The sequence below is a fragment of the Dorea sp. 210702-DFI.3.125 genome (genome assembly GCF_020560945.1).
Taxonomy (GTDB): Bacteria; Bacillota; Clostridia; order Lachnospirales; family Lachnospiraceae; genus Dorea; species Dorea formicigenerans.
Genome location: NZ_JAJCNF010000020.1, coordinates 21,102 through 41,151, shown reverse-complemented (window position 1 = coordinate 41,151; position 20,050 = coordinate 21,102). Strand labels below are relative to the sequence as shown.

24 protein-coding genes are annotated in these 20,050 nt (G+C 42.9%); 21 read left to right on the top strand and 3 right to left on the bottom strand.

The genetic code is table 11. The features are described 5' to 3' along the window. The first annotated feature begins 208 nt into the window (after nucleotides 1-208). The 7 genes from LI164_RS10375 (at nucleotide 209) to LI164_RS10345 (ending at nucleotide 6,594) form a co-directional block, all read left to right on the top strand. Nucleotides 209-442 carry a hypothetical protein gene (locus tag LI164_RS10375; protein ID WP_005334973.1) on the top strand — a complete coding sequence of 78 codons (234 nt, stop codon included), beginning with the start codon at nucleotides 209-211 and terminating at the stop codon, nucleotides 440-442. A 249-nt stretch (nucleotides 443-691) separates the two neighbouring features. Continuing rightward, nucleotides 692-2,938 carry a glycosyl hydrolase family 18 protein gene (locus LI164_RS10370; RefSeq protein ID WP_227087098.1) on the top strand — a complete coding sequence of 749 codons (2,247 nt, stop codon included), beginning with the start codon at nucleotides 692-694 and terminating at the stop codon, nucleotides 2,936-2,938. 130 nt (nucleotides 2,939-3,068) lie between these two features. After that, nucleotides 3,069-3,776: an N-acetylmuramoyl-L-alanine amidase gene (locus LI164_RS10365; protein WP_227087097.1), complete on the top strand. Its 708-nt coding sequence runs from the start codon at nucleotides 3,069-3,071 to the stop codon at nucleotides 3,774-3,776. 80 nt (nucleotides 3,777-3,856) lie between these two features. Beyond that, a complete protein-coding gene (locus tag LI164_RS10360; RefSeq protein WP_005334977.1) occupies nucleotides 3,857-4,918 on the top strand; it encodes an L-threonylcarbamoyladenylate synthase in 1,062 nt (353 codons plus the stop codon). Nucleotides 4,919-5,005: 87 nt separating this feature from the next. Beyond that, the gene (gene upp / locus LI164_RS10355; RefSeq protein ID WP_029730612.1) at nucleotides 5,006-5,635 is read left to right on the top strand and encodes a uracil phosphoribosyltransferase; all 630 of its coding nucleotides are present in this window, start codon (nucleotides 5,006-5,008) and stop codon (nucleotides 5,633-5,635) included. A gap of 12 nt (nucleotides 5,636-5,647) precedes the next feature. Continuing rightward, nucleotides 5,648-6,136 carry a dCMP deaminase family protein gene (locus LI164_RS10350; RefSeq protein WP_005334985.1) on the top strand — a complete coding sequence of 163 codons (489 nt, stop codon included), beginning with the start codon at nucleotides 5,648-5,650 and terminating at the stop codon, nucleotides 6,134-6,136. Between the two features lie 248 nt (nucleotides 6,137-6,384). Then, on the top strand, nucleotides 6,385-6,594 hold the full coding sequence (locus LI164_RS10345) for a pro-sigmaK processing inhibitor BofA family protein (protein ID WP_005341864.1): 210 nt from the start codon (nucleotides 6,385-6,387) through the stop codon (nucleotides 6,592-6,594). Here LI164_RS10345 and LI164_RS10340 read toward each other — a convergent pair. Then, nucleotides 6,579-7,229: a 4'-phosphopantetheinyl transferase superfamily protein gene (locus LI164_RS10340; protein WP_117606188.1), complete on the bottom strand. Its 651-nt coding sequence runs from the start codon at nucleotides 7,227-7,229 to the stop codon at nucleotides 6,579-6,581. The two genes, LI164_RS10345 and LI164_RS10340, sit on opposite strands and share 16 nt — an antisense overlap. Nucleotides 7,230-7,549: 320 nt before the next feature. Here LI164_RS10340 and LI164_RS10335 point away from each other — a divergent pair, with 320 nt between their 5' ends. The 12 genes from LI164_RS10335 to LI164_RS10280 all read left to right on the top strand — a co-directional run bounded on the left by LI164_RS10335 (nucleotide 7,550) and on the right by LI164_RS10280 (nucleotide 16,912). Then, on the top strand, nucleotides 7,550-8,467 hold the full coding sequence (locus LI164_RS10335) for a hypothetical protein (RefSeq protein WP_227087096.1): 918 nt from the start codon (nucleotides 7,550-7,552) through the stop codon (nucleotides 8,465-8,467). Continuing rightward, a complete protein-coding gene (locus LI164_RS10330) occupies nucleotides 8,464-9,675 on the top strand; it encodes a CpaF family protein (protein ID WP_227087095.1) in 1,212 nt (403 codons plus the stop codon). The genes LI164_RS10335 and LI164_RS10330 overlap by 4 nt, the downstream gene beginning before the upstream one ends. Then, nucleotides 9,590-10,378: a type II secretion system F family protein gene (locus LI164_RS10325; RefSeq protein WP_331464372.1), complete on the top strand. Its 789-nt coding sequence runs from the start codon at nucleotides 9,590-9,592 to the stop codon at nucleotides 10,376-10,378. Before LI164_RS10330 ends, LI164_RS10325 begins: the two co-directional genes overlap by 86 nt. Then, nucleotides 10,315-11,583, top strand: a complete 1,269-nt coding sequence (locus tag LI164_RS10320) for a type II secretion system F family protein (RefSeq protein WP_227087094.1) — start codon at nucleotides 10,315-10,317, stop codon at nucleotides 11,581-11,583. Before LI164_RS10325 ends, LI164_RS10320 begins: the two co-directional genes overlap by 64 nt. A gap of 95 nt (nucleotides 11,584-11,678) precedes the next feature. Next, complete coding sequence (locus LI164_RS10315) at nucleotides 11,679-11,867, top strand: Flp1 family type IVb pilin (protein ID WP_040015622.1); 189 nt, start codon at nucleotides 11,679-11,681, stop codon at nucleotides 11,865-11,867. A 14-nt stretch (nucleotides 11,868-11,881) separates the two neighbouring features. Beyond that, a complete protein-coding gene (locus tag LI164_RS10310) occupies nucleotides 11,882-13,324 on the top strand; it encodes a DUF5702 domain-containing protein (protein WP_227087093.1) in 1,443 nt (480 codons plus the stop codon). A gap of 127 nt (nucleotides 13,325-13,451) precedes the next feature. After that, a complete protein-coding gene (locus LI164_RS10305) occupies nucleotides 13,452-14,276 on the top strand; it encodes a pilus assembly protein (protein WP_227087092.1) in 825 nt (274 codons plus the stop codon). A gap of 41 nt (nucleotides 14,277-14,317) precedes the next feature. Next, entirely contained in the window at nucleotides 14,318-14,797 is a 480-nt protein-coding gene (locus LI164_RS10300; protein WP_227087091.1) for a prepilin peptidase, read from the top strand. Next, nucleotides 14,794-15,219, top strand: coding sequence for a TadE family protein (locus LI164_RS10295; RefSeq protein WP_227087090.1), 426 nt, complete (start codon nucleotides 14,794-14,796; stop codon nucleotides 15,217-15,219). Before LI164_RS10300 ends, LI164_RS10295 begins: the two co-directional genes overlap by 4 nt. Beyond that, nucleotides 15,209-15,952 (top strand): DUF6382 domain-containing protein, encoded by a 744-nt coding sequence (locus LI164_RS10290; protein WP_005337511.1) that lies wholly within the window; start codon nucleotides 15,209-15,211, stop codon nucleotides 15,950-15,952. The genes LI164_RS10295 and LI164_RS10290 overlap by 11 nt, the downstream gene beginning before the upstream one ends. Nucleotides 15,953-16,026: 74 nt before the next feature. Further along, nucleotides 16,027-16,260 (top strand): hypothetical protein, encoded by a 234-nt coding sequence (locus LI164_RS10285; protein WP_117606195.1) that lies wholly within the window; start codon nucleotides 16,027-16,029, stop codon nucleotides 16,258-16,260. 52 nt (nucleotides 16,261-16,312) lie between these two features. Further along, nucleotides 16,313-16,912: a rhomboid family intramembrane serine protease gene (locus LI164_RS10280; RefSeq protein ID WP_227087089.1), complete on the top strand. Its 600-nt coding sequence runs from the start codon at nucleotides 16,313-16,315 to the stop codon at nucleotides 16,910-16,912. 7 nt (nucleotides 16,913-16,919) lie between these two features. Here the strand turns inward: LI164_RS10280 and LI164_RS10275 are convergent, their stop codons facing one another. Then, complete coding sequence (locus tag LI164_RS10275; protein WP_227087088.1) at nucleotides 16,920-17,750, bottom strand: PAS domain-containing sensor histidine kinase; 831 nt, start codon at nucleotides 17,748-17,750, stop codon at nucleotides 16,920-16,922. Between the two features lie 100 nt (nucleotides 17,751-17,850). On the opposite strand from LI164_RS10275, the gene LI164_RS10270 reads away from it, so the two are divergent. Both LI164_RS10270 and LI164_RS10265 read left to right on the top strand, forming a co-directional pair. Next, nucleotides 17,851-18,261, top strand: coding sequence for an HIT family protein (locus tag LI164_RS10270; RefSeq protein WP_005335028.1), 411 nt, complete (start codon nucleotides 17,851-17,853; stop codon nucleotides 18,259-18,261). Nucleotides 18,262-18,283: 22 nt separating this feature from the next. Continuing rightward, nucleotides 18,284-18,838 carry an RNA polymerase sigma factor gene (locus LI164_RS10265; RefSeq protein ID WP_227087087.1) on the top strand — a complete coding sequence of 185 codons (555 nt, stop codon included), beginning with the start codon at nucleotides 18,284-18,286 and terminating at the stop codon, nucleotides 18,836-18,838. A gap of 75 nt (nucleotides 18,839-18,913) precedes the next feature. On the opposite strand, the gene LI164_RS10260 is transcribed toward LI164_RS10265, so the two are convergent. Continuing rightward, the gene (locus tag LI164_RS10260) at nucleotides 18,914-19,978 is read right to left on the bottom strand and encodes an undecaprenyldiphospho-muramoylpentapeptide beta-N-acetylglucosaminyltransferase (RefSeq protein WP_227087086.1); all 1,065 of its coding nucleotides are present in this window, start codon (nucleotides 19,976-19,978) and stop codon (nucleotides 18,914-18,916) included. Between the last annotated feature and the right edge of the window lie 72 nt (nucleotides 19,979-20,050).

Below are 20,050 nucleotides of genomic sequence, written 5' to 3'. Positions count from 1 at the left end.
TAACAACAGATCATGAAAAAATCAATCAGATAAGTAACAAAGCAACAGATAGTTGAATAGTAATGCACGGCTGTTTTCTAGCAGAAAAGTGGACGTGTCTGGATATGTGGGATAATGTATCACGGCATTTTATCCTTCTGGTTTGTCATATACAGATTTCGAAGACAATGCGACCGGGGAAGTGCATTATTGAGGAGGAGGTAAAGTCATGGGGGACCCCAGAGAAAGGAATTATCAAAGTCTTTTTTCAGAGTTGGCAGGTTATGAAAAAAAGGGAGTATATATGTTAATGAACGGGGTGCCGGCAAGTCCCATGCAGATTGTGCAGGCTCACATTGTGAGGGAGGATGCAGTCTATATGCGGGATTATGTGTTGAATGATAATGGAGATATAAAAGAATTGTGTTTTGATGACGTAGAGATGCAGGAACAAGATAGATGATATAGCCTCCGGCAGGGCGCACATTGTCCGGTGGACAATGGTTTTGCGCCGACCGAAACGGAGTGTAGACTTGCAGAGGTGCGCAGTAGAAGTATGTCATGCAATTGCATGACGCGCACCTCGCAGCAAGAATGCCGAGGCATTCTTGAAAAAAAGTGTGTAAGTACCCTCATAAGCAAGGCCTGAATTTGTCGAAAAAGGATGACGCATGTCCACTCGTTTGTTATAATAGCGAGTAGGAGGTGCAGCATGGACGAAAAGGAAATCAAGAGAACCACAGATCCGCGAAAAAAAACGGAGTGGGCAAAAAGCGCCAGCAATCTGCAGAATCAGCGACGCCAGGAGTCATCCGGCCGCACGGAGACTGAGGGCGGAGCGAGAGGACAAGTAAGTCGGGAGAATGCGGAAACTTTGTCAGGAAAGGCAGCCGTAGAAGATAGAGAACGCCGCAGAGCGAGAAATGCAGGATCGTCAGCGGGAAAATCTAAGGTGAGAAAAAGACCGGCGGTATCGGAAGACGGTCAGGAGAGACCGAAGAAGAGACGCCCGGTATCGGAAGATGGTCAGGAGAGACCGAAGAAGAGACGTCCGGTATCGGAAGACGGTCAGGAGAGACCGAAGAAGAGACGTCCGATACCAGAAGATGGTCAGGAGAGACCTAAGAAGAGACCGCAGAAGGCAGAAAAGATCTCTAAGAATCAGAAAAAGCAGGCGGCACGGCCGGCAGCAAGAAAAGCGCAGACAAAACGCAAGCGAAAAAGACGTGTAGGATTGATGATCCTATTATTGATCATACTTGGGATAGCCGCAATTGCAGGAGCATTTCTGTGGAAGAAGTACAGTCCGTCAAAGGAACGGATGGATGTAAAAAAATATTATGGAATTGAAAACGATAGTCAGATGGCTATTACGGTAGATGATCAGATTGTGGAACCTCACGGAATGATATCGGATGGGAAAGCGTATGTGCAATATGAAGTTGTAAGAGATTATATCAACAGCCGTTTTTACTGGGATGCCAATGAGAACAAGCTTTTGTACACACTGCCGACAGATATTGTAACTGTGGAAATCGGAAGCAAAGATTACAGTGTTTCCAAAGAAAAGAAAAGTGAAGATTATGTTATCCTGAAGACAGAAGGAAACACAACTTATGTCGCATTAGATTTTATTCAGCAATATACGAATATAGATTATGAAGTATATGATAGTCCGAACCGGGTGATGATTACTTGTGACTGGGGAAAGAAACAGGTTGCAACAGTGAAGTCAGATACACAGGTTCGATATCGCGGCGGGGTTAAGAGCCCAATCGTGACAGATGTGAAGAAAAAAGATGAAGTGATCGTTCTGGAGAATGAACAGAACTGGAAAAAGATTCTTACAAAAGACGGGTATATCGGATATGTGAAGAAAAATGCATTGAAGAATGAAAAAACTAAGAATGTTACTCGCGATTTTACGGAACCGGAATACACCAGTATCAAGAAAGATTATACCATTAATATGGCATGGCATAATGTAACCAACAGTACCGCCAATAGCGGTTTGCAGCAGAGACTTGCAAATAGTAAAGGGTTAACGACAATTGTGCCGACATGGTTCCATGTGAAAGATACAGAAGGGAATCTTGAATCGATTGCTTCAACAGATTATGTAAATTATGCACATCAGGCAGGCCTGGAAGTGTGGGCCGCTATCAGGGATTTCGATGGGGGAATCGGATCCAATGATGAATCACTTCAATTACTCAGCTATAGCTCGAGAAGAGAGAATCTTATCAATCAATTGATAGGAGCGGTGATGCAGGTCGGAATAGACGGCATCAATGTAGATTTTGAAAAGATTTCAAAAGATTGTGGAGTTCATTATATACAATTTATCAGAGAACTGTCTGTAAAATGCAGACAAAATGGTATCGTACTTTCGGTGGATAATTATGTTCCTAAGGGATATAATCAACAGTACAATCGCAAAGAACAGGGCGTTATGGCAGACTATGTCATTATTATGGGATATGATGAGCATAATGGAAGTTCACTGGAAGCAGGTTCAGTATCTTCTTATGAATTTGTAAAAGAAGGAATTGAGGAGACGATCAAAGAAGTACCGGCAGAGAAAGTGATCAATGGGATTCCGTTCTTTACAAGACTGTGGTCGGAAACGCCGAAAACACAGGAAGAACTGAATCAGGAGGCAGGAACAGAAGCAGCAGATTATCCGATGAAGGTGACAAGTGAAGCACTGGGAATGTCTACAGCCAGAGATAAGATCAGCCAGGCAGGTGCAGAAACAACATTAGATGAAACAACCGGGAATAATTATGCGACCTGGGAAGCTGACGGTGTAACATATGAAATCTGGCTGGAGGATGCAACCTCGATTGAGCCGAAGCTTCAACTCATGAAGGAGAATAAGCTTGCAGGTACTGCCGCATGGGCATTAGGACAGGAAAGTTCAGATATCTGGGATTTGATTTTGAAGTATGTAAATTAGAGTGATGAAAGATCAGAGAGTGAGATTACTTTCTGGTCTTTCTTTTTTTGAATGAACAGATGGGAAAATTCATATACTGAAACAAACAGGTGCTTTGGTGAAATATACGAAGTTTTGGAGGTTTCAGGAAGTGCGCAAGAAAATTGAATTATTAGTATTACTTCTGGCGCTGGCAGGAATCTATACCGTCAGCCGAAATCTGGAAAAATATGTACAATCGGATCAGGTGAAAAGTGAACAAGAGCGGAAGATGGATCTTGTTGTTATAGATAGTGGTCACGGGGGAAGTGATCCGGGAAAGGTTGGTATCAATGAAGTCCTGGAAAAAGATATCAACCTTAAGATTTCAAAACAAGTGGAAAAAGAACTGAAGAATAAAGGTTATCAAGTTGTTATGACCAGGGAAAAAGATCAGATGCTCGCAGGAGAAACTTCCGGAAATTCCAAAATACAGGATATGAAAGCGAGAGTTGATCTGATAAATGAAAAGGCTCCGGGGCTTGCGGTCAGCATTCATCAGAATAGTTATCACGAAGAGGAAATACATGGTGCACAGGTATTTTATTATTCCCATTCAACAGAAGGGCATACAGCGGCAAAGCTGATGCAGCAGGCGCTTCTTGGCGCGGACAGTGAGAATACGAGGCAGGAAAAGGCCAATGATACATATTACCTGCTCAGGAGGACTCAGGTGCCGACAATCATCGTAGAGTGTGGTTTCCTGAGCAACCAACAAGAAGCAGAGCTTCTGGCGGGAAAAGATTATCAGAAAAAAATCGCCAAGGCAATCGCAACAGGAATTGACGAGTATCTGAGAAATGCTGCCGATGATACATAGAATGATAAATAGCCAGACAGACGTGATTTGGTTCGAAAAAATATTTGGAAAGTGATAACAGGTGTAGTATAATAAAAAACATGAAGACAATAGTAGAAAAAATTACAAAAGAACAACTTAATACAGAGGAAGGAAAGAAGATTATTGGTCAGGCCGGAGACTTTTTAAAAGAAGGTGGACTGGTAGCGTTTCCAACGGAAACAGTATATGGTCTCGGTGCTGATGCTTTGAATAAGACCGCTTCAACCAAGATTTATGCGGCAAAGGGCAGACCTTCGGATAATCCTCTGATCGTGCATATTACGAATATGGGAGCACTGGATAAGATTGCAGATATTATTCCGGAAGTTGCTTATAAAGTGGCTGATGCTTACTGGCCGGGACCGCTTACAATGATTTTCCAGAAGACAGAGGAAGTGCCATATGAGACAACAGGAGGTCTGGATACAGTTGCAGTACGTATGCCAAGTGATGAGATCGCAAGAGCTTTGATCGATGCGGGCGGCGGGTATATTGCTGCGCCAAGTGCGAATACTTCAGGACGTCCGAGCCCGACGAAAGCTGAGCATGTAGAAGAAGATTTAAGCGGTAAGATCGAGATGATTTTAGATGGAGGAGCAGTAGATATCGGAGTTGAATCTACCATTCTGGATATGACCGTAACACCGCCTATGATTTTACGCCCTGGTGCGATTACAAAGGAGATGCTCACGGAACTTATCGGTGAAGTAGACATTGACAGAACATTGATCACGCCGGACAGCAAAGTGAAACCGAAAGCTCCGGGGATGAAGTATCGACATTATGCTCCGAAAGCGGATCTTAGTATTGTGGAGGGACCGATGGAACTTGTGATCGATGCGATCAACCAGATGTCTGCAGAGCGTATGGCTAAAGGACATAGAGTCGGTGTGATCGGAACACAAGAGACTGTAGGACGATACAAGGCAGACGTAGTGAAAAGCATAGGAACAAGGGCAGACGAAGCAACTATCGCCAATCATTTGTATGCGGTATTGCGCGAGTTCGATGATGCTGAAGTAGAGTATATATATAGTGAATCATTTGCAGCCGGAGGAATCGGCAGTGCAATTATGAATCGATTGCTAAAGGCAGCAGGACATCATGTGATAGAGGCTTGATGGCTCTTTATGTGGTGCAGATCAAATCAGATGTGTGCCGGATATTAAAAAATCTGATAAACATGTCATGAGATGGAGGAGAAAAACATGTCTAAAGTACAGGTTATGGATCATCCGCTGATCCAGCACAAAGTGAATTATATCCGCAGAAAAGAAGTTGGTTCCAAGGAGTTCCGTGAGATTGTTGGGGAGATTGCGGCTCTTATGTGTTATGAGGCAACAAGAGATCTGAAATTACAGGATGTAGAGATCGAGACACCAATCTGTAAGATGGTTGGAAAAGAATTAAGTGGGAAGAAATTGGCAGTTGTACCGATCTTACGTGCAGGACTGGGAATGGTCGATGGAATGCTGAGCATGATCCCGGCTGCAAAAGTAGGTCATATCGGTCTTTACAGAGATCCGGAAACGTATGAACCAGTGGAATATTATTGTAAGCTTCCGGCAGACTGTGATGAGAGGGAAGTATTTGTTGTGGATCCTATGCTGGCAACAGGAGGTTCAAGCGTAGCAGCAATTCAGATGTTGAAGGAAAAAGGTGTGAAACATATTCGTTTCATGTGCATTATAGCAGCTCCGGAAGGCGTAGAACGTATGCAGAAAGAGCATCCGGATGTAGATATTTATATCGGTGCTCTGGATGAAAAACTCAACGAGCATAAGTATATCATTCCGGGACTTGGTGATGCTGGAGATCGTATTTTCGGAACGAAATAGGAGGAAGCAGCAGTGAGTGATAAACGTAAAGACTATATCAACTGGGATGAGTATTTTATGGGAGTAGCAAAGCTATCCGGACTTAGATCCAAAGACCCGAATACTCAGGTTGGGTGCTGTATTGTCAGTCAGGATAATAAGATTTTATCTATGGGATATAATGGACTGCCGAAGGGCTGTTCAGATGATGAGTTCCCGTGGGTGAGAGAAGGAGAAGATCCATTAAAGACAAAATATGTCTATACAGTACACAGTGAACTGAATGCGATTCTGAATTTCCGTGGAGGAAGTCTGGAAGGAGCAAAGCTCTATGTGTCTCTTTTCCCATGTAATGAGTGTGCAAAAGCAATCATTCAAAGTGGAATCAAAGAAGTTATCTACGACTGTAACAAATATGATGGAAGCACAGCTGTACAGGCATCTATGCGTATGTTCGATGCAGCAGGAGTGGCTTATCACCAATACAAGAGATCGGATCGCAAGATAGAGATTGAATTGTAAATTAGATATTCTTAAAAAATCGGCAGAATAAAGAAGCAGATGAGAGGATTTCCGGGAGGAGATCCTCTTTTTTAAATAGAAAAACATGTGGGATAAAAATAGTATGCTATATAAATAATACTGATTTTTAAGATTAAACCTATGAAATGAAACAGCATTTCTGAATAAAAATCAGGCGGGGATATTTTAAAATATGTCATATGGTAAGCTTAACAAGGATATATATGAAAATAGAAGGAGGCTTGGATATGTCACAGAGATGTTCGAATTTTATGATAAATTTTCTGATTCGTATGGCAGTCGGGGTGATGTTGATTCTTGTGATAAATGGATTCTTCGTGTCAAAAGAGATTCCGGTAAGGGTGGGGCTGAATCCAATAACAATGGCCGCCTCCGGAACATTAGGAGTCCCGGGGGTTGCCCTGCTATATGGTGTGGCCTTTTATGAGAGCCGGTAAGCAACACTGCAGATAAACCCTTTGGGAGCAAGAATGGAAGTGATTCTCCAGGATGAATATTCGTCCTGGAGTTCTTTTTTATCCGGAGTGACGTAAAATGTACGTTCGGATTCCTTCGTAAGATAAAAAGAAGTGAAAGAAGTTGTCATACCCGTTCCAAGTCCCTTTACGAAGGATTCTTTCAAAGTCCAATAATGGATAAAATGTTTTACACGCTCTTCGTCAGAGTAATCAAGGAATTTTTTGATTTCCTCCGCGTGAAAAAAACGTCCCATCAGCGATTGAAGCCTGACATTTCTGTCAACTTTTTCAATATCAATACCTAGTGGTGTAGAGGTTGACATTGCAAATGCAAGGTAGCCTTCGGTATGAGAAATATTAAAATAAAGATTCCGTCCGATTGCTGGAGAGGCAAGATAGGGTTTGCCATGCCTGGATTCATGCAGGCATACCAGACCTTTGTCAATACACAGATAATAAGAAAGGATTTCTCTGATCATGGCACGCCCGGCACCTGCTTTGTGCAAGTTGCTGTCATCCGGTTCCGGCACATAGATAATGTGTACTTCGCCCGCAGCAGGAAATGAAGGAGTTTTACCTTGTAAATCGCGTAATTTTAAGAATTTGAACTCCATAATATGGACTCCTTTCAAGTGAGATAAAGTCGGTAAGTTTTAAAATTCTATGGATATATTATAACTGTTTCCAGATGATTTTCAATGATTGATAAAAACAAATCTATCTATGTTGCACAAAGTTTTACATTTTCTAAAAAAGGGATAGACAAAAGGGGAAAGCCTGTCTATAATCCAAGACATCTGATTGTTATATTCTAGTTGGCAAGACATAACCATTCAAGTTATTCAAAGTAATTCAATGTTATTCGACCATTTATTCTGGTCATGAATTCCTAAGAAGATAACGAGAGAACACACAAGAAGAGGAGGGATAATATGTGGAGAGCAAAAATCTGGTAATCTGTGATCCAGAGACAAAATTTGCTTCCGCGTTTGCACAGTATCTTACAAGACAGAAAGAATTGGCGGTCCGTGTCAGGACATGCAGTGATCTTTCTTATGTATTGGCTATACAGGAGAAAGAGAAGATCGATTTTCTGTTCATATCTTCGGAGTATCCGGAAGATTCCAGAAAACAGGTAAAAGCCGGTATGGTATTTGTAATCGCACCAGAAAGAGAGGTGGCGTTGGAAAACCGGGAGGTGCCGATCTACAAATACCAGCCGGGAGATCAGATCCTGGCGAAAATGATTCGTCAGTGCAGCATGTCAGGAGACGAGAAGCAGATATTTTTAAAGATTACCGGTAAAAAGAACTGCAGAGTAATTGCGGTATATTCTCCGGTGAGAAGAATTGGAAAGACAACCTATGCAATCCGGCTTGGAAGAAAACTGGCAAAGGAGGCAAATGTATTGTATCTGGGAATGGAAACTTACGGTGGAGAAGGTGGACATTTTCCGGAAGGAACACAGACACTGGCAGATGTCCTGTACTATGCAAGGCAGGAACAGAGCAATATCGGAACGGTACTTACAACTATTGTGAGACACTCGGAAAATCTGGATTATATAGTACCGATGCCTGTATCCGAAGACATTAAGGAGATTGACTCGGAAGAGTGGATCAGGCTAATACAGAAAATTATAGAACAAAGTATTTATGAAATCGTGATTCTGGATATGGATGAAGGCGTTCGGGACATTTACCGGGTGCTTCGAATCTGTAATGAGATTCACATGCTTACGATTGATGAGCCGGTCGCAGAGGCGAAGGTGGCGCAGTTCGAGGCAGAACTGGAACTTCTGGGCTACGAGGATGTCAGACGTAAGATCATACGAAAGGAGCAACGCACATGATACAGGCGGAACAGCTTCATGCGAGGATTCTGGAGGAACTGGATCTGTCCAGAGATATTCCGGATGAGGAGCTGACGGAGTTGATTCACCGCGTGCTGGACGAGGCATCCGGCAGAGAATATATACCGCTTGGGAAAAAGGCGGAGCTTGGCAGAGAATTATTTAATGCATTCCGGAAATTTGATCTTCTTCAGGAATTTCTGGAAGATGATAAGATCACGGAGATTATGATTAACGGGACTGAGAATATATTTCTGGAGAAGGAAGGAAAACTGATCAGATCCGGGAAAAGGTTTGTTTCGCGGGAGAAGCTGGAAGATGTCATTCAACAGATCGTTGCAGGATCCAATCGAATCGTAAATGAAGCATCTCCAATCGTGGACGCAAGACTTCCGGACGGGTCGAGAGTAAATGTGGTACTGAGGCCCATCGCTTTAAATGGGCCCATAGTAACCATAAGAAAATTTCCAAAAGAAGCAATTACAATGAAACAGTTGATCCGGTGGGGTTCTATCTGCCGGGAAGTAAAAGAATTTCTGGTAAAGCTTGTTAGGGCAGGCTACAACATATTCATCAGTGGAGGAACCGGATCAGGCAAGACCACATTCCTGAATGCTTTATCGCAATACATACCAAAGGATGAAAGAATCATTACAATTGAGGACAACGCAGAACTACGGATTCTAGATATTCCAAACCTGGTAACTCTTGAGGCGAGATGCGCCAATCTTGAGGGAACAGGTGAGATTACTATACGCGAATTAATTCGGACGGCGCTTCGGATGAGACCAAATCGCATCATTGTCGGGGAAGTTCGCGGAGCCGAAGCAATTGATATGCTGCAGGCACTTAATACCGGTCATGATGGAAGTCTTAGTACCGGTCATGCCAATAGTCCTAAGGATATGCTTTCTAGGCTGGAGAGCATGGTGCTGATGGGAATGGATCTTCCTCTGGGGGCAGTTCAGAGACAAATCGCATCAGGAATCGACATTATTGTGCATCTTGGAAGACTCAGAGATAAAAGCCGTAAAGTACTGGAGGTTTCAGAAATCCTGGATTATCAGGACGGTGAGATTCTGGTGAGTCCACTGTACAGATTCGAAGAGGCAGGAGAAAAGGATGGGAAAATTCAGGGAACTTGGAGAAAAATGGACGACCTGGTTCATACACAGAAGTTACTGGCAGCAGGATATAAAGAAGTGTGAATATGTAAAAATGATCTTGAAGGTCATCATTATTGTGACAGGAACGGCATGGATATATTATCGCTCATGGGTGGCAGTTATATTGTTGATTCCGGCAGGCGTGTGGTATTACATACAGCTTCTGGACGAATGCATTAAGCGAAAAGAACAGGAATTTCTAGTACAGTTCAAAGAACTGATACAGACATTTTCCTCTTTACTGAATACAGGATATTCTGTGGAAAATGCAGTGAAAGAGAGCCTGAAAGAGATGCAGGTTTTTTACTCTGATGATGCGGCAATTCTACGTGAGCTGGAAATTATGGTCAGGCAGATTCGGGTACAAGTACCGGTGGAACAAGCAGTAGAAGAACTGGCCGAGAGAACAAAGCTTCCAGATGTGGAAAGCTTTGCCGGAGTCTTTGTCACGGCCAAGAGAAGCGGAGGAAATCTGATGTCTATTATCCGCAATACAGCGGATCAGATTGGAGACAAAATTGATGTAAAACGGGAAATTGATACAATGCTGGCGGCGAAAAAATATGAATTTCAGGTGATGTCGGTCATTCCTTTTGGAATTGTACTTTATATGACTGTCAGTTTTCCGGAATTTATGGGAAATCTTTACGGAAATATAGCAGGAAGAGGAGTGATGACAGGATGTCTGATCATATATTTGGGCGCATACGGGCTTGGGCGAAAGATCATCGAGATCGAAGTCTGAGTATCGGGATCATGTTAGTGGTGTTTTCGGTGGGCGTTGCAGCTCTTATCTGGGATTACAATGGTGCCTACAGAAAAAATGTAGAGGAGATCACAAGAAAAACTTATGGCAAAGGGAAGAAGACGGAAGAACTGCGTGTAGAGGGAAAAGACCGAGTATTGGGGGAAATTCCGATCGAAGTAACAGAGCAGGTCTATGGAGAACAGGAAATCAGTCAGGTATTAAAGCAGGCAGTAAAGAAAATGGATTCGTTGATTCTGGGGGAGAATGTAAGTCTGGATCATGTGGACCGGGATTTGAATCTTCTGACCGAGATTCCAGGAAAGGCGATCGACGTTACATGGAAGCTTGACCGCTATGATGTGATCAATATTTACGGAAAATTAAAGGAAGATAAGCTTGTAAGTGAAGGGACACCGGTGAAGCTGACAGCCATATTGACGTATCGGGAAGATGTAGAAAAACAGGTACTGTATGAATGTATGGCAATGGTCTATCCACGAATGACCGGAAGTAATGGAGCGTTATTAGAAAAGGTGCGCCGGACAGTGGCAGAAAAAGATCAGGATACCAGAGAATCTGGAACGTTAACATTGCCGAAACAGGTGGACGGACAGGAAATACATTTTTATACGGTAATGAACTGGAGAGGTGCAGTAATTATGGCGGCTGCAGTTGTGATTTCCGTGCTGTTTTTTGCGCTGGACAAGCAGAACGAGATAAAAGAAAAACAGGCAAGACAAAAACAGATGTGTCTGGATTATCCGGAAGTCATCAGTAAGCTGACATTACTTTTAGGCGCAGGAATGACGGTCCGCAAAGCATGGAGAAAGATTGTAAATGATTACGATTCGCGGATAAAGCAGCAAGGGAAGCGTGCAGTTTATGAAGAAATGAAGTATACATGCCGACAGATGGATGGCGGTGTTCCGGAAGCAGAATGTTATGAGAAATTCGGAAGAAGATGCGGGACACAGGAATATATGAGATTTGGTGCATTGCTGTCACAAAACCTGAGAAAAGGTACAAAAGGTCTAAATGACCTGCTTCGGCTGGAAGCAATCCAGTCTTTTGAAGAGCGAAAAGCAAGAGCAAGACGGCTCGGGGAAAAAGCAGGAACAAAGTTATTGCTTCCGATGTTTCTGATGCTGGCAGAGGTGCTTGTGATTGTTGTAGTCCCAGCATTTTTTACCGTACAAATGTAGGCATTGTAAAAATATAAAAATATGCCACAGAAGATATGACGGAATAGAAAAGCGGGTGTAGAGAAGCAAGAATAGAAAAAGCGGGAGGATTAATTATGTGGAGAGTTTGGTATTTAAAACACAGAGTGAGAGAAATATTGGAAAACAAAGACGGAGTCGGAGTTGTGGAAATTATCTTAATTTTGGTTGTACTGATTTCACTTGTCGTTATATTCAAATCTCAGCTCACGAGTCTGGTCGAGACGATTTTCGAGAAGATTACAAGCGAGAGCAGCGGTATTTAAAGGGGGAAGTCACAGTGTATTTAAGTCTGGTATTTATTTTACTTATTTCATTTGCCGGAGCAATGCTGGAAAGTGCCTCTTTACAGAATGTAAAAAATTACAGAAGAGCAGATATGACACGGGCGGTGGAAAGTATATTTGCAGAGTATCAGAAGGAACTCTGGGAAGTCTACGGAATTTTTGCACTGGAAGGAAGTTATGAGACGGGCAGTTACAGTGAAGAATTGTTAAAGGAACGGCTGGCCTATTACGGAGCAAGTGGGATGGATCAGGAAATTACAAGAATTCAGCTATTGACGGACCAAGGTGCCAGTGCATTTTACGAGCAGGTGACGGCATATATGGAAAATAAATACGGACTGGATAAGGTGAAGAAACTGGTTGGACAGACAGATACATGGAAAGCAGGAGAGGAGGCTTTACAAAATTATGAAAGGGACGGGGCAAAAACGGAACAGGAATTACAGGAGCTGTTGTCGCAGAAGGAGGAATTTCCAGAGGAAGAAAATCCCTTATCGCATGTGGCGAAATTAAAAAGCATGCCTCTTGTAGATCTGATTATGCCAAAGGGACGTGTAATGTCAAAGAAAAGTATTACGTTATCGGAAATGGTATCTCATAGAAAACGAAATCAGGGATATGGAGATTTCTCAGATGTAGCAGGATCGGGAAGTACAATCAGTAAATTACTGTTTGGAGAGTACGTGCTGGAACATTTCAAGATGGCTTCAGATAGCCTGCAATCTGGCAATGGAAATTATAACAGTGGAGAGTTTGTCAGTGGAAATTCTGCTAATGAAGACTTCAGCGATGGGAATCGGGGTGACATGGCAGGTGAGGGGAGTCTGGACTATGAACTGGAATATATTCTGGAAGGTCACGCCAGCGACAGAGAAAATTTGGAGACGGTTGCCAGTAAGCTTCTTATGGTCCGATTTGTGCCAGATTATGCATATATCCAGACGGATCCGGAAAAGAAAGCAGAAGCCGAGGCGGCAGCGCTTACATTATGTACGGTGATCGGACTTCCGGAACTGGCAGAGGGTGCCGCGCAGGGAATTTTACTTGCATGGGCTTATGGTGAAGCAATCATGGATATTAGAACGCTGATAAGTGGAGGAAAAGTACCACTTGTAAAGAACGCAGAGGATTGGAAACTAAGCCTTTCCGGACTGATGCAGCTTGGCGGTGCAGGAGAAAATGTGGCAGCAGATAATGGTAAAGATATGGAAAGCGGACTTGCTTATCGGGAATACCTTCGCATGCTGTTGTTCCTGAAATTCCAGGATGAAGTTGGGATGCGTACATTAGATATGGTGGAACAAAATTTAAAGATACGATATGGACAGACATTTTTTCGGGCAGATGCTTGCATCAGCAGAGTAGAATTTCACAGCACATGCAATCTGCGTCGTGGGATTATGTACGATTTTCCGACATATTTTGGATACAATTAAAAACGAAATGAATCGATAACGAAATGAATCGATAACGGGTGGGTGCAGATGTCCTTCCGCTCCCCCTACCGGGAGTTATAAAATTTCTGCTAACTGAAAACATAAAAAATGAAAGGAGAAAGATTCGATGAACTCAGATAAAGATATCCCTTTATTATCCAGCATATACAAATCCAAGCATACAGGAAGGGCATCTGCATCCACCCGAAAAAAAGGAAGCATTACCGTGGAGGCTGCCATGGCAGTACCAATCTTCTTTTTTGCGACGCTGGCATTGGTATTACTGCTGGAGCTGTTATCCGTGCAGACGGCTGTGCGAAGCGGACTTCAGGAAGCGGGAAAGAAGCTTGCAGTGCAGGCAGTAGAAGTCCCGGCAGTGATTCCGTCAAATCTGGAACGTGATGTTGTAAATTCTATTGGAGCAGAACGGTTAGAGAGAAGTATTGTAGAAGGTGGCAGCTCAGGAATCGACTGCAATCAATCTTATCTGTCGCCGTTTACGGGAATTGGAGAAATTCAGGCATCTTATCAGGTGCGGATTCCGGTTCCGGGCTTTTCTATAGCGCCGATTTCTTATAAGGAAACTATGAGGATCAAGGCATGGACCGGCTATGAGGCAGGAGGGTTTGGTGAAGAAGATGATCAGATTGTATATGTAACGGATACAGGAGTTGTCTATCACAAAAATCCACATTGTACGCATCTGGACCTGTCGATCCATGCGGCGGCGTCATCGGAGCTTAATAGCCTTCGCAATGAAAGTGGCGGAAAGTATCATGCCTGTGAGAAATGTGTTCATGGCAGCAGTATGGGTGGAAGTGTGTATATTACGGATCAGGGTGACCGGTATCATAATTCACTGACATGCAGCGGATTAAAGCGTACCGTATATACAGCGAGAATTTCTGAAGTACCGGGAAAGCGCGCATGCTCAAAATGTGGTGGAAAGTAGAATGCCGGGAATGACAAGTAGAATGAGAAGAGGTACAAGATGTGGGAAATATAAATAGAATGGTCGATATAGTTGTGCTGTTAATTCTAACCGGGCTGTCTGTGTCAGATATTAGAAATAAAAAAGTTTCCAGAAAAGTTCTGACGTTGTGGGGAATATTGACAGTCTTCTGGAAAATAGTGGATTTTTATCAGATTAGAGTGTTCCTGGAAAAGATGGAACAGACGAATGTAGGTGATCTTGCTGGAATCTGTGCAGGAATCGGAGTGGGAGTGCTGTTCCTTCTTATCAGTAAAGTGACAGAAGAAGCAATCGGTTATGGGGACAGCGTGGCAATTATGATTCTTGGAGGATATCTGGGGTTTTGGAAAGTTGTGGGAGTGCTGGCAGTAGCATTTTTTACAAGTGGAGTCTGTTCGGTGATATTGGCATTTCGCGGACGGGTGAAGACGATGCCATTTTTCCCTTTTTTGACTCTTGGATATATTCTGATGCTGGCAGAGCAGGGAGGTGCAGCGTGAGAGGTTATACAGTAGAGATGTCTTTTTTAACGCCAATCATTATGTTGCTGGTCATGAGCAGTATCTATGCATTTTTTTATTACCATGACAAGAATATAATTGCGGGAGCAGCTTATGAGACAGCGGTAGTCGGCAGTAATAAGGCGAGAGAAAAACCGGATTCACAGACTGGATCTGGAGATAGAAGCGGGACAGATGTGGCGGAACTGGAAACACTTTTTCAAAGTCGTGTGAATGGAAAGTGTATCTTATTATCTACAATCCAGGGACAGGTTACGGTGGAAGGAGATGAGGTCTGTGTCCGGGCACAGGGAACATGGAGGAAGATGAAAGTCAGTGTGGAAAAACGTGCAGCAATTACAGAACCGGAGAAAAAGCTTCGGGATATTAAGAAAATAAAGGAGTTCGTCAATGGAACGTAAGATTACGATAGAAGAGTCAGTCCCTTATACAGAGGACTATCAAAATAAAATGCTGGAAGAAAATCAGGTGGAAGGACTGCTGGAAATGCATGGACGGGGAATGGATGACAAAAGCTGTTATGATTATGATGTGAGTGGAAAAGTGTCCATGAAAGCGCTCTATGAAAAGCATACGATGAGTGGAGAAGAAATAAAAATATTGCTAAAATCTATTTTGCGTGTCGTGAAAGAAGTAGAAAGGTATCTTCTCAATGTGAATTGTATTCTGATGGATCCGGAGTATATTTTTTACACAGAAGAAAAGTATTATTTTTGCTATTATCCACCGAAAGAAAAAAGTCTGTGGGAAGGATTTCATCATCTGAGCGAATATCTGGTGAAATGTGCAGATTATCAGGATAAAGAATGTGTCCAGATCGTGTTCCTTTTGCATAAAGAGACTATGAAAGAAAATTACAGTCTGGAACAGATTATAAAGGAGTGTGTAAAAGAAGAGGAAGAAAATGTTTTGGCAGAGGATAAAAATACAGATTTGGGAACAGAGGAAGAAAAGGAAGGAAGCACATATTTTGACCGGACAGAACATGACTGGATCGCAAGCCAGGAAATGGGAAGTACGATACTCCGTGAGACAGAAAACCTGTGGACACCGATGAAGCGTTTTCTTCACAGACGTAGAAAACCAAAGTGGGGAGACTGGGACGGGCTGTATATTGAAGAAGAAGATCTCTAGTGTTATACTGTACTGACAGGAATGATGCCGGAAAAAATCCCGGCTGGAATATCAGAGACAGGAGGCGGTTTGTCGTGAGACAGGAACGGTTTAAAATGGAAAGACAAGGGCTGGTGGAAGAAGGCCAGCAGGTGGAAGTAACAGAGAGAAGTCCGAATACGAACCTGTTTACTTATGTAGTGGAACCAGCAGTTGCAATGTCTGGAATTTACAAGACATCTGAGCGTATTCATGCAAGACAGGGCGTGATCAAAGAAATACAACATACGGACAGAGGATACTATCTGATTGTAGAGTTTGATGAGTAAAATCTTGCAGAATAACGTTGACATTACAGAAAATTAATGAGAGAATTTTCCTATGAGAAATTACAAGAAATTACCAATTTGTACAATTGCAATCGCAACGGCGAATGTTCTGATCTTCCTCGGACTGTCTTTTATGGGTATGACTGAGGATTCCGCATTTATGATGGAACACGGAGCAATGTATGTTCCATATCTCATGAACGGAGAACGATATTATACACTGATTACCAGTATGTTTTTGCATTTTGGATTCAGTCATCTGATGAACAATATGGTGATGCTGCTGGTCATCGGTTACAGCCTGGAACCAGAGATTGGAAAGATCCGTTTTCTGCTCATTTATCTTGGAAGCGGACTGATGGGAAATCTCGTATCGGCATGGTTTGATGTGAGTCAGGGAAGCTATGCGGTATCAGCGGGTGCTTCCGGAGCAATCTTTGGAATTGTGGGAGCACTTCTTTATGTTGCAATCCGTAATCATGGACGAGTCGGAGAGATTTCAACAAGAGGACTTGTTCTGATGGCAGGCTTAAGTCTCTATTATGGATTCACCGCACAAGGGGTGGATAACGCAGCCCACATTGGCGGGCTGGTATCCGGATTTTTACTGGCGGTACTCACATATTGGAAACATAAGCCGAAACATTATTAAAAATGTTTTAAGGGATTGGAATTGTAAGGGTGAATGTAGTTTTTAGCTGGCAGTCCGGCAAATCTGGTTCTGAGTGGACAGTCAGTGTTCCACCATGTGCTTCGATAATTCGGCGGGAAAGTGGCAGGCCTAAGCCTGTTCCGGACGATTTGTACGTGACAAATGGTTCGAAGATTGAAGATAGATGTTCTGGTGCAATACCACAGCCGTTATCGGAGACGGAGATAATCAGATTTGAATGCTCTTTCCATGCGTGAAAGTGAATTTGCGGAGAATAAGTAAGTGCTTTGCTGGTATCCAAAGATCTGTTACTTTCACAATTACAGGCAGAATCAAGATGATTAGAGCATGTAGATTGTTGAATCAGTACTGCATCACGCGCATTTCCAAGAAGATTCAGAAGAACTTCCCGAAGTTTGATGGAATCTGCAGACATAACAGGGAGTCCCGGCTCTATCCGGGAGATAAATTCAATATCGGTTTCAATGATGGAGGAAGCAAAGGATAAGGAAATTTTCTTGAGGAAGATGTCGAAATCTGTCGAAGAAGGTGACAGACGTTGACCGTTGTTGTATGCTGATAGCTCTTCCAGTAGTTGTTTCATATATTCGATGTCGCTATGTAAGTCTGACCAGTGCCGGATATTCAGAACTTCCGGATTGGATGCTTCGATCATCTGTAAGGTACTGTATATAAGAGTCAGCGGGTTGCGAATCTCATGGCTGATGGTACTGATATCCATACGGTGGGAGTGAAGAAGTCTGGTGAGAAGCTCTTCTTTCTCAGGACTTTCTGCCATGATCTGGTGTAATTTTTCATAATCAGATTCTGTGAACATAATGATTACCGCCCTTTATGAATTTATTTTTTCATAGTGTAGCATTGGCGGATAAAATAATCAACAATTTTTAAAATGACTTTTTAAAGGAAAGAAGGACATGAAAATGAAAGATGATAACTGCATTTTTTGTAAACTGGCAAATGGAGAAATTCCTACAGCAACATTGTATGAAGATGAAGATTTCCGCGTGATTCTGGATGCCAGCCCGGCTTCGAAAGGACATGCACTGATTATTCCAAAAGAACACTATGCCAATTTGTATGAGTTGGACGATGATAAGGCTGCAAAAGTTATGGTGCTGGCTAAGAAAATGATCACAAAGCTTACAGGCATCTTACACTGTGACGGGTACAATATCGTGCAGAATAATAACGAAGCAGCAGGACAGACTGTATTCCATTTCCATTTACATATGATTCCGCGTTATAAAGGTGACGAAGTTGGACTTGGCTGGAAGATGGGCGAGCTTACCGAAGAGGATAAGCAGGATATTCTGTCTAAATTATAAACTTGAAAGTGATGGAAATTAAATGGTGGAATCTGAAGATGTAAAGAAAGCTGAAATCGACAGGCTTTACAAAGAAAATGTAAGTAAAGTGTACCGAACGGCATTGTACTACGTCGAAGATCACTATGTGGCAGAAGAGATTGTGCAGGAAGTTTTCCTGAAATTATACGACAACCTGGGAGATATATGTATGGAGTCCGTGCCTGCATGGCTGATCACTACCGCAAAGAATATGGCAAAGAACTATCTAAGAGATAGTAAATGGGAGACACCGATGGAAGAGGTTCCGGAGCAGGAGGTGCCATATTCGTCAGAAGGACTGGATGCTCAACTCATAGAAGTATTTCGCCAGAAAGAATGCCGCGAGCTACACGATACGATTTTTGCAGATTTATATGAGAGAAATTCAAGATGGTATGAGGCAGTTACCGTTTCATATACTTTGGATAAACCACAAAAAGAAGTTGCAGAGAAAATGGGGATATCTGTGGATACGCTGTATAGTACATTATACAGGGCAAAGCAATGGATTAAGAAGTACTACGAAGAACAGTTTCACCAACTGGATGGCAAATAAAAAACAGGTGCCGAATATGACACCTGTTTTCTTCTATCAGATATCTGTGTCAGAATCAGATAGTTTTGTAAGTATCTAAGCAGTTACCGATTCAATCAGATCAATGATGGTATCGATAGAATCCTGCTGGGAAGAATGCTTCATTGCATCGATGTATTTCTCGCGGTTATCATAGAGATTATGAACTGCACTGAGAAGTGTTTCGTTCGTAAGTTCCTCTTCCTCAAGCACCATACTGAATCCCTGACGCTCGAAAGAACGGGCGTTGAGAATCTGATCACCACGGCTTGCATTGGCAGACAGCGGAATCAGAAGATTTGGTTTGTGCAGGGCGAGAAGCTCGCAGATAGCATTGGCTCCGGCTCTGGAGATTACAATGTCGGTCAGTGCGAAGAGGTCACGCAGCTCTTCTTTGATATATTCGAACTGTGCGTAGCCTTCTGTTCCGTTCAAAGAAGGATCGAGCTTGCCGCGGCCACATAAGTGAATGATCTGGAAGTCTTTCAGAAGCTCCGGGAGAATCGCACGGATGGCATTGTTCACGGCAACGGCACCGAGGCTTCCGCCGACAACCAGAATGACCGGTTTGTCGGAAGTAAAGTGAAGGAATTCTCTGGCGCGGTACTTATCTCCGCTTAAAAGTTCCTGACGGATCGGAGATCCGGTGAGAACAGCCTTGCCTGCCGGGAGAGAAGATAATGTCTCCGGGAAGTTGCAGCAGACCTTCGTTGCAGAAGGGATGGAAATCTTGTTGGCAAGACCCGGAGTCATATCAGATTCGTGGATAATGACTGGTACATGTTGTCCCTTACCGGCAAGGACTACTGGTACAGAGACAAACCCTCCCTTGGAAAATATAACATCAGGCTCCAGAATCTTAATCAGTTTACGTGCTTCACCCATTCCCTTGATAACACGGAATGGATCTGTGAAGTTCTGGACGCTGAAATAACGTCTGAGTTTACCGGTTGAGATGCCATGATATGGTATACCGAATTGAGAGATAAGTTCCTTCTCAATTCCGTTATATGAGCCGATATAGTGGATGTCGTATTGTAATTCTTTAAGACGTGGTAACAGGGCAATGTTAGGTGTAACATGACCGGCAGTACCGCCGCCGGTTAAGATAATACGTTTCATAAAAAGCTCCTTTCGATAATATATGTTACAATAAGAATGCCGTACGGATTATTCTGCTTCGTATATACTGTA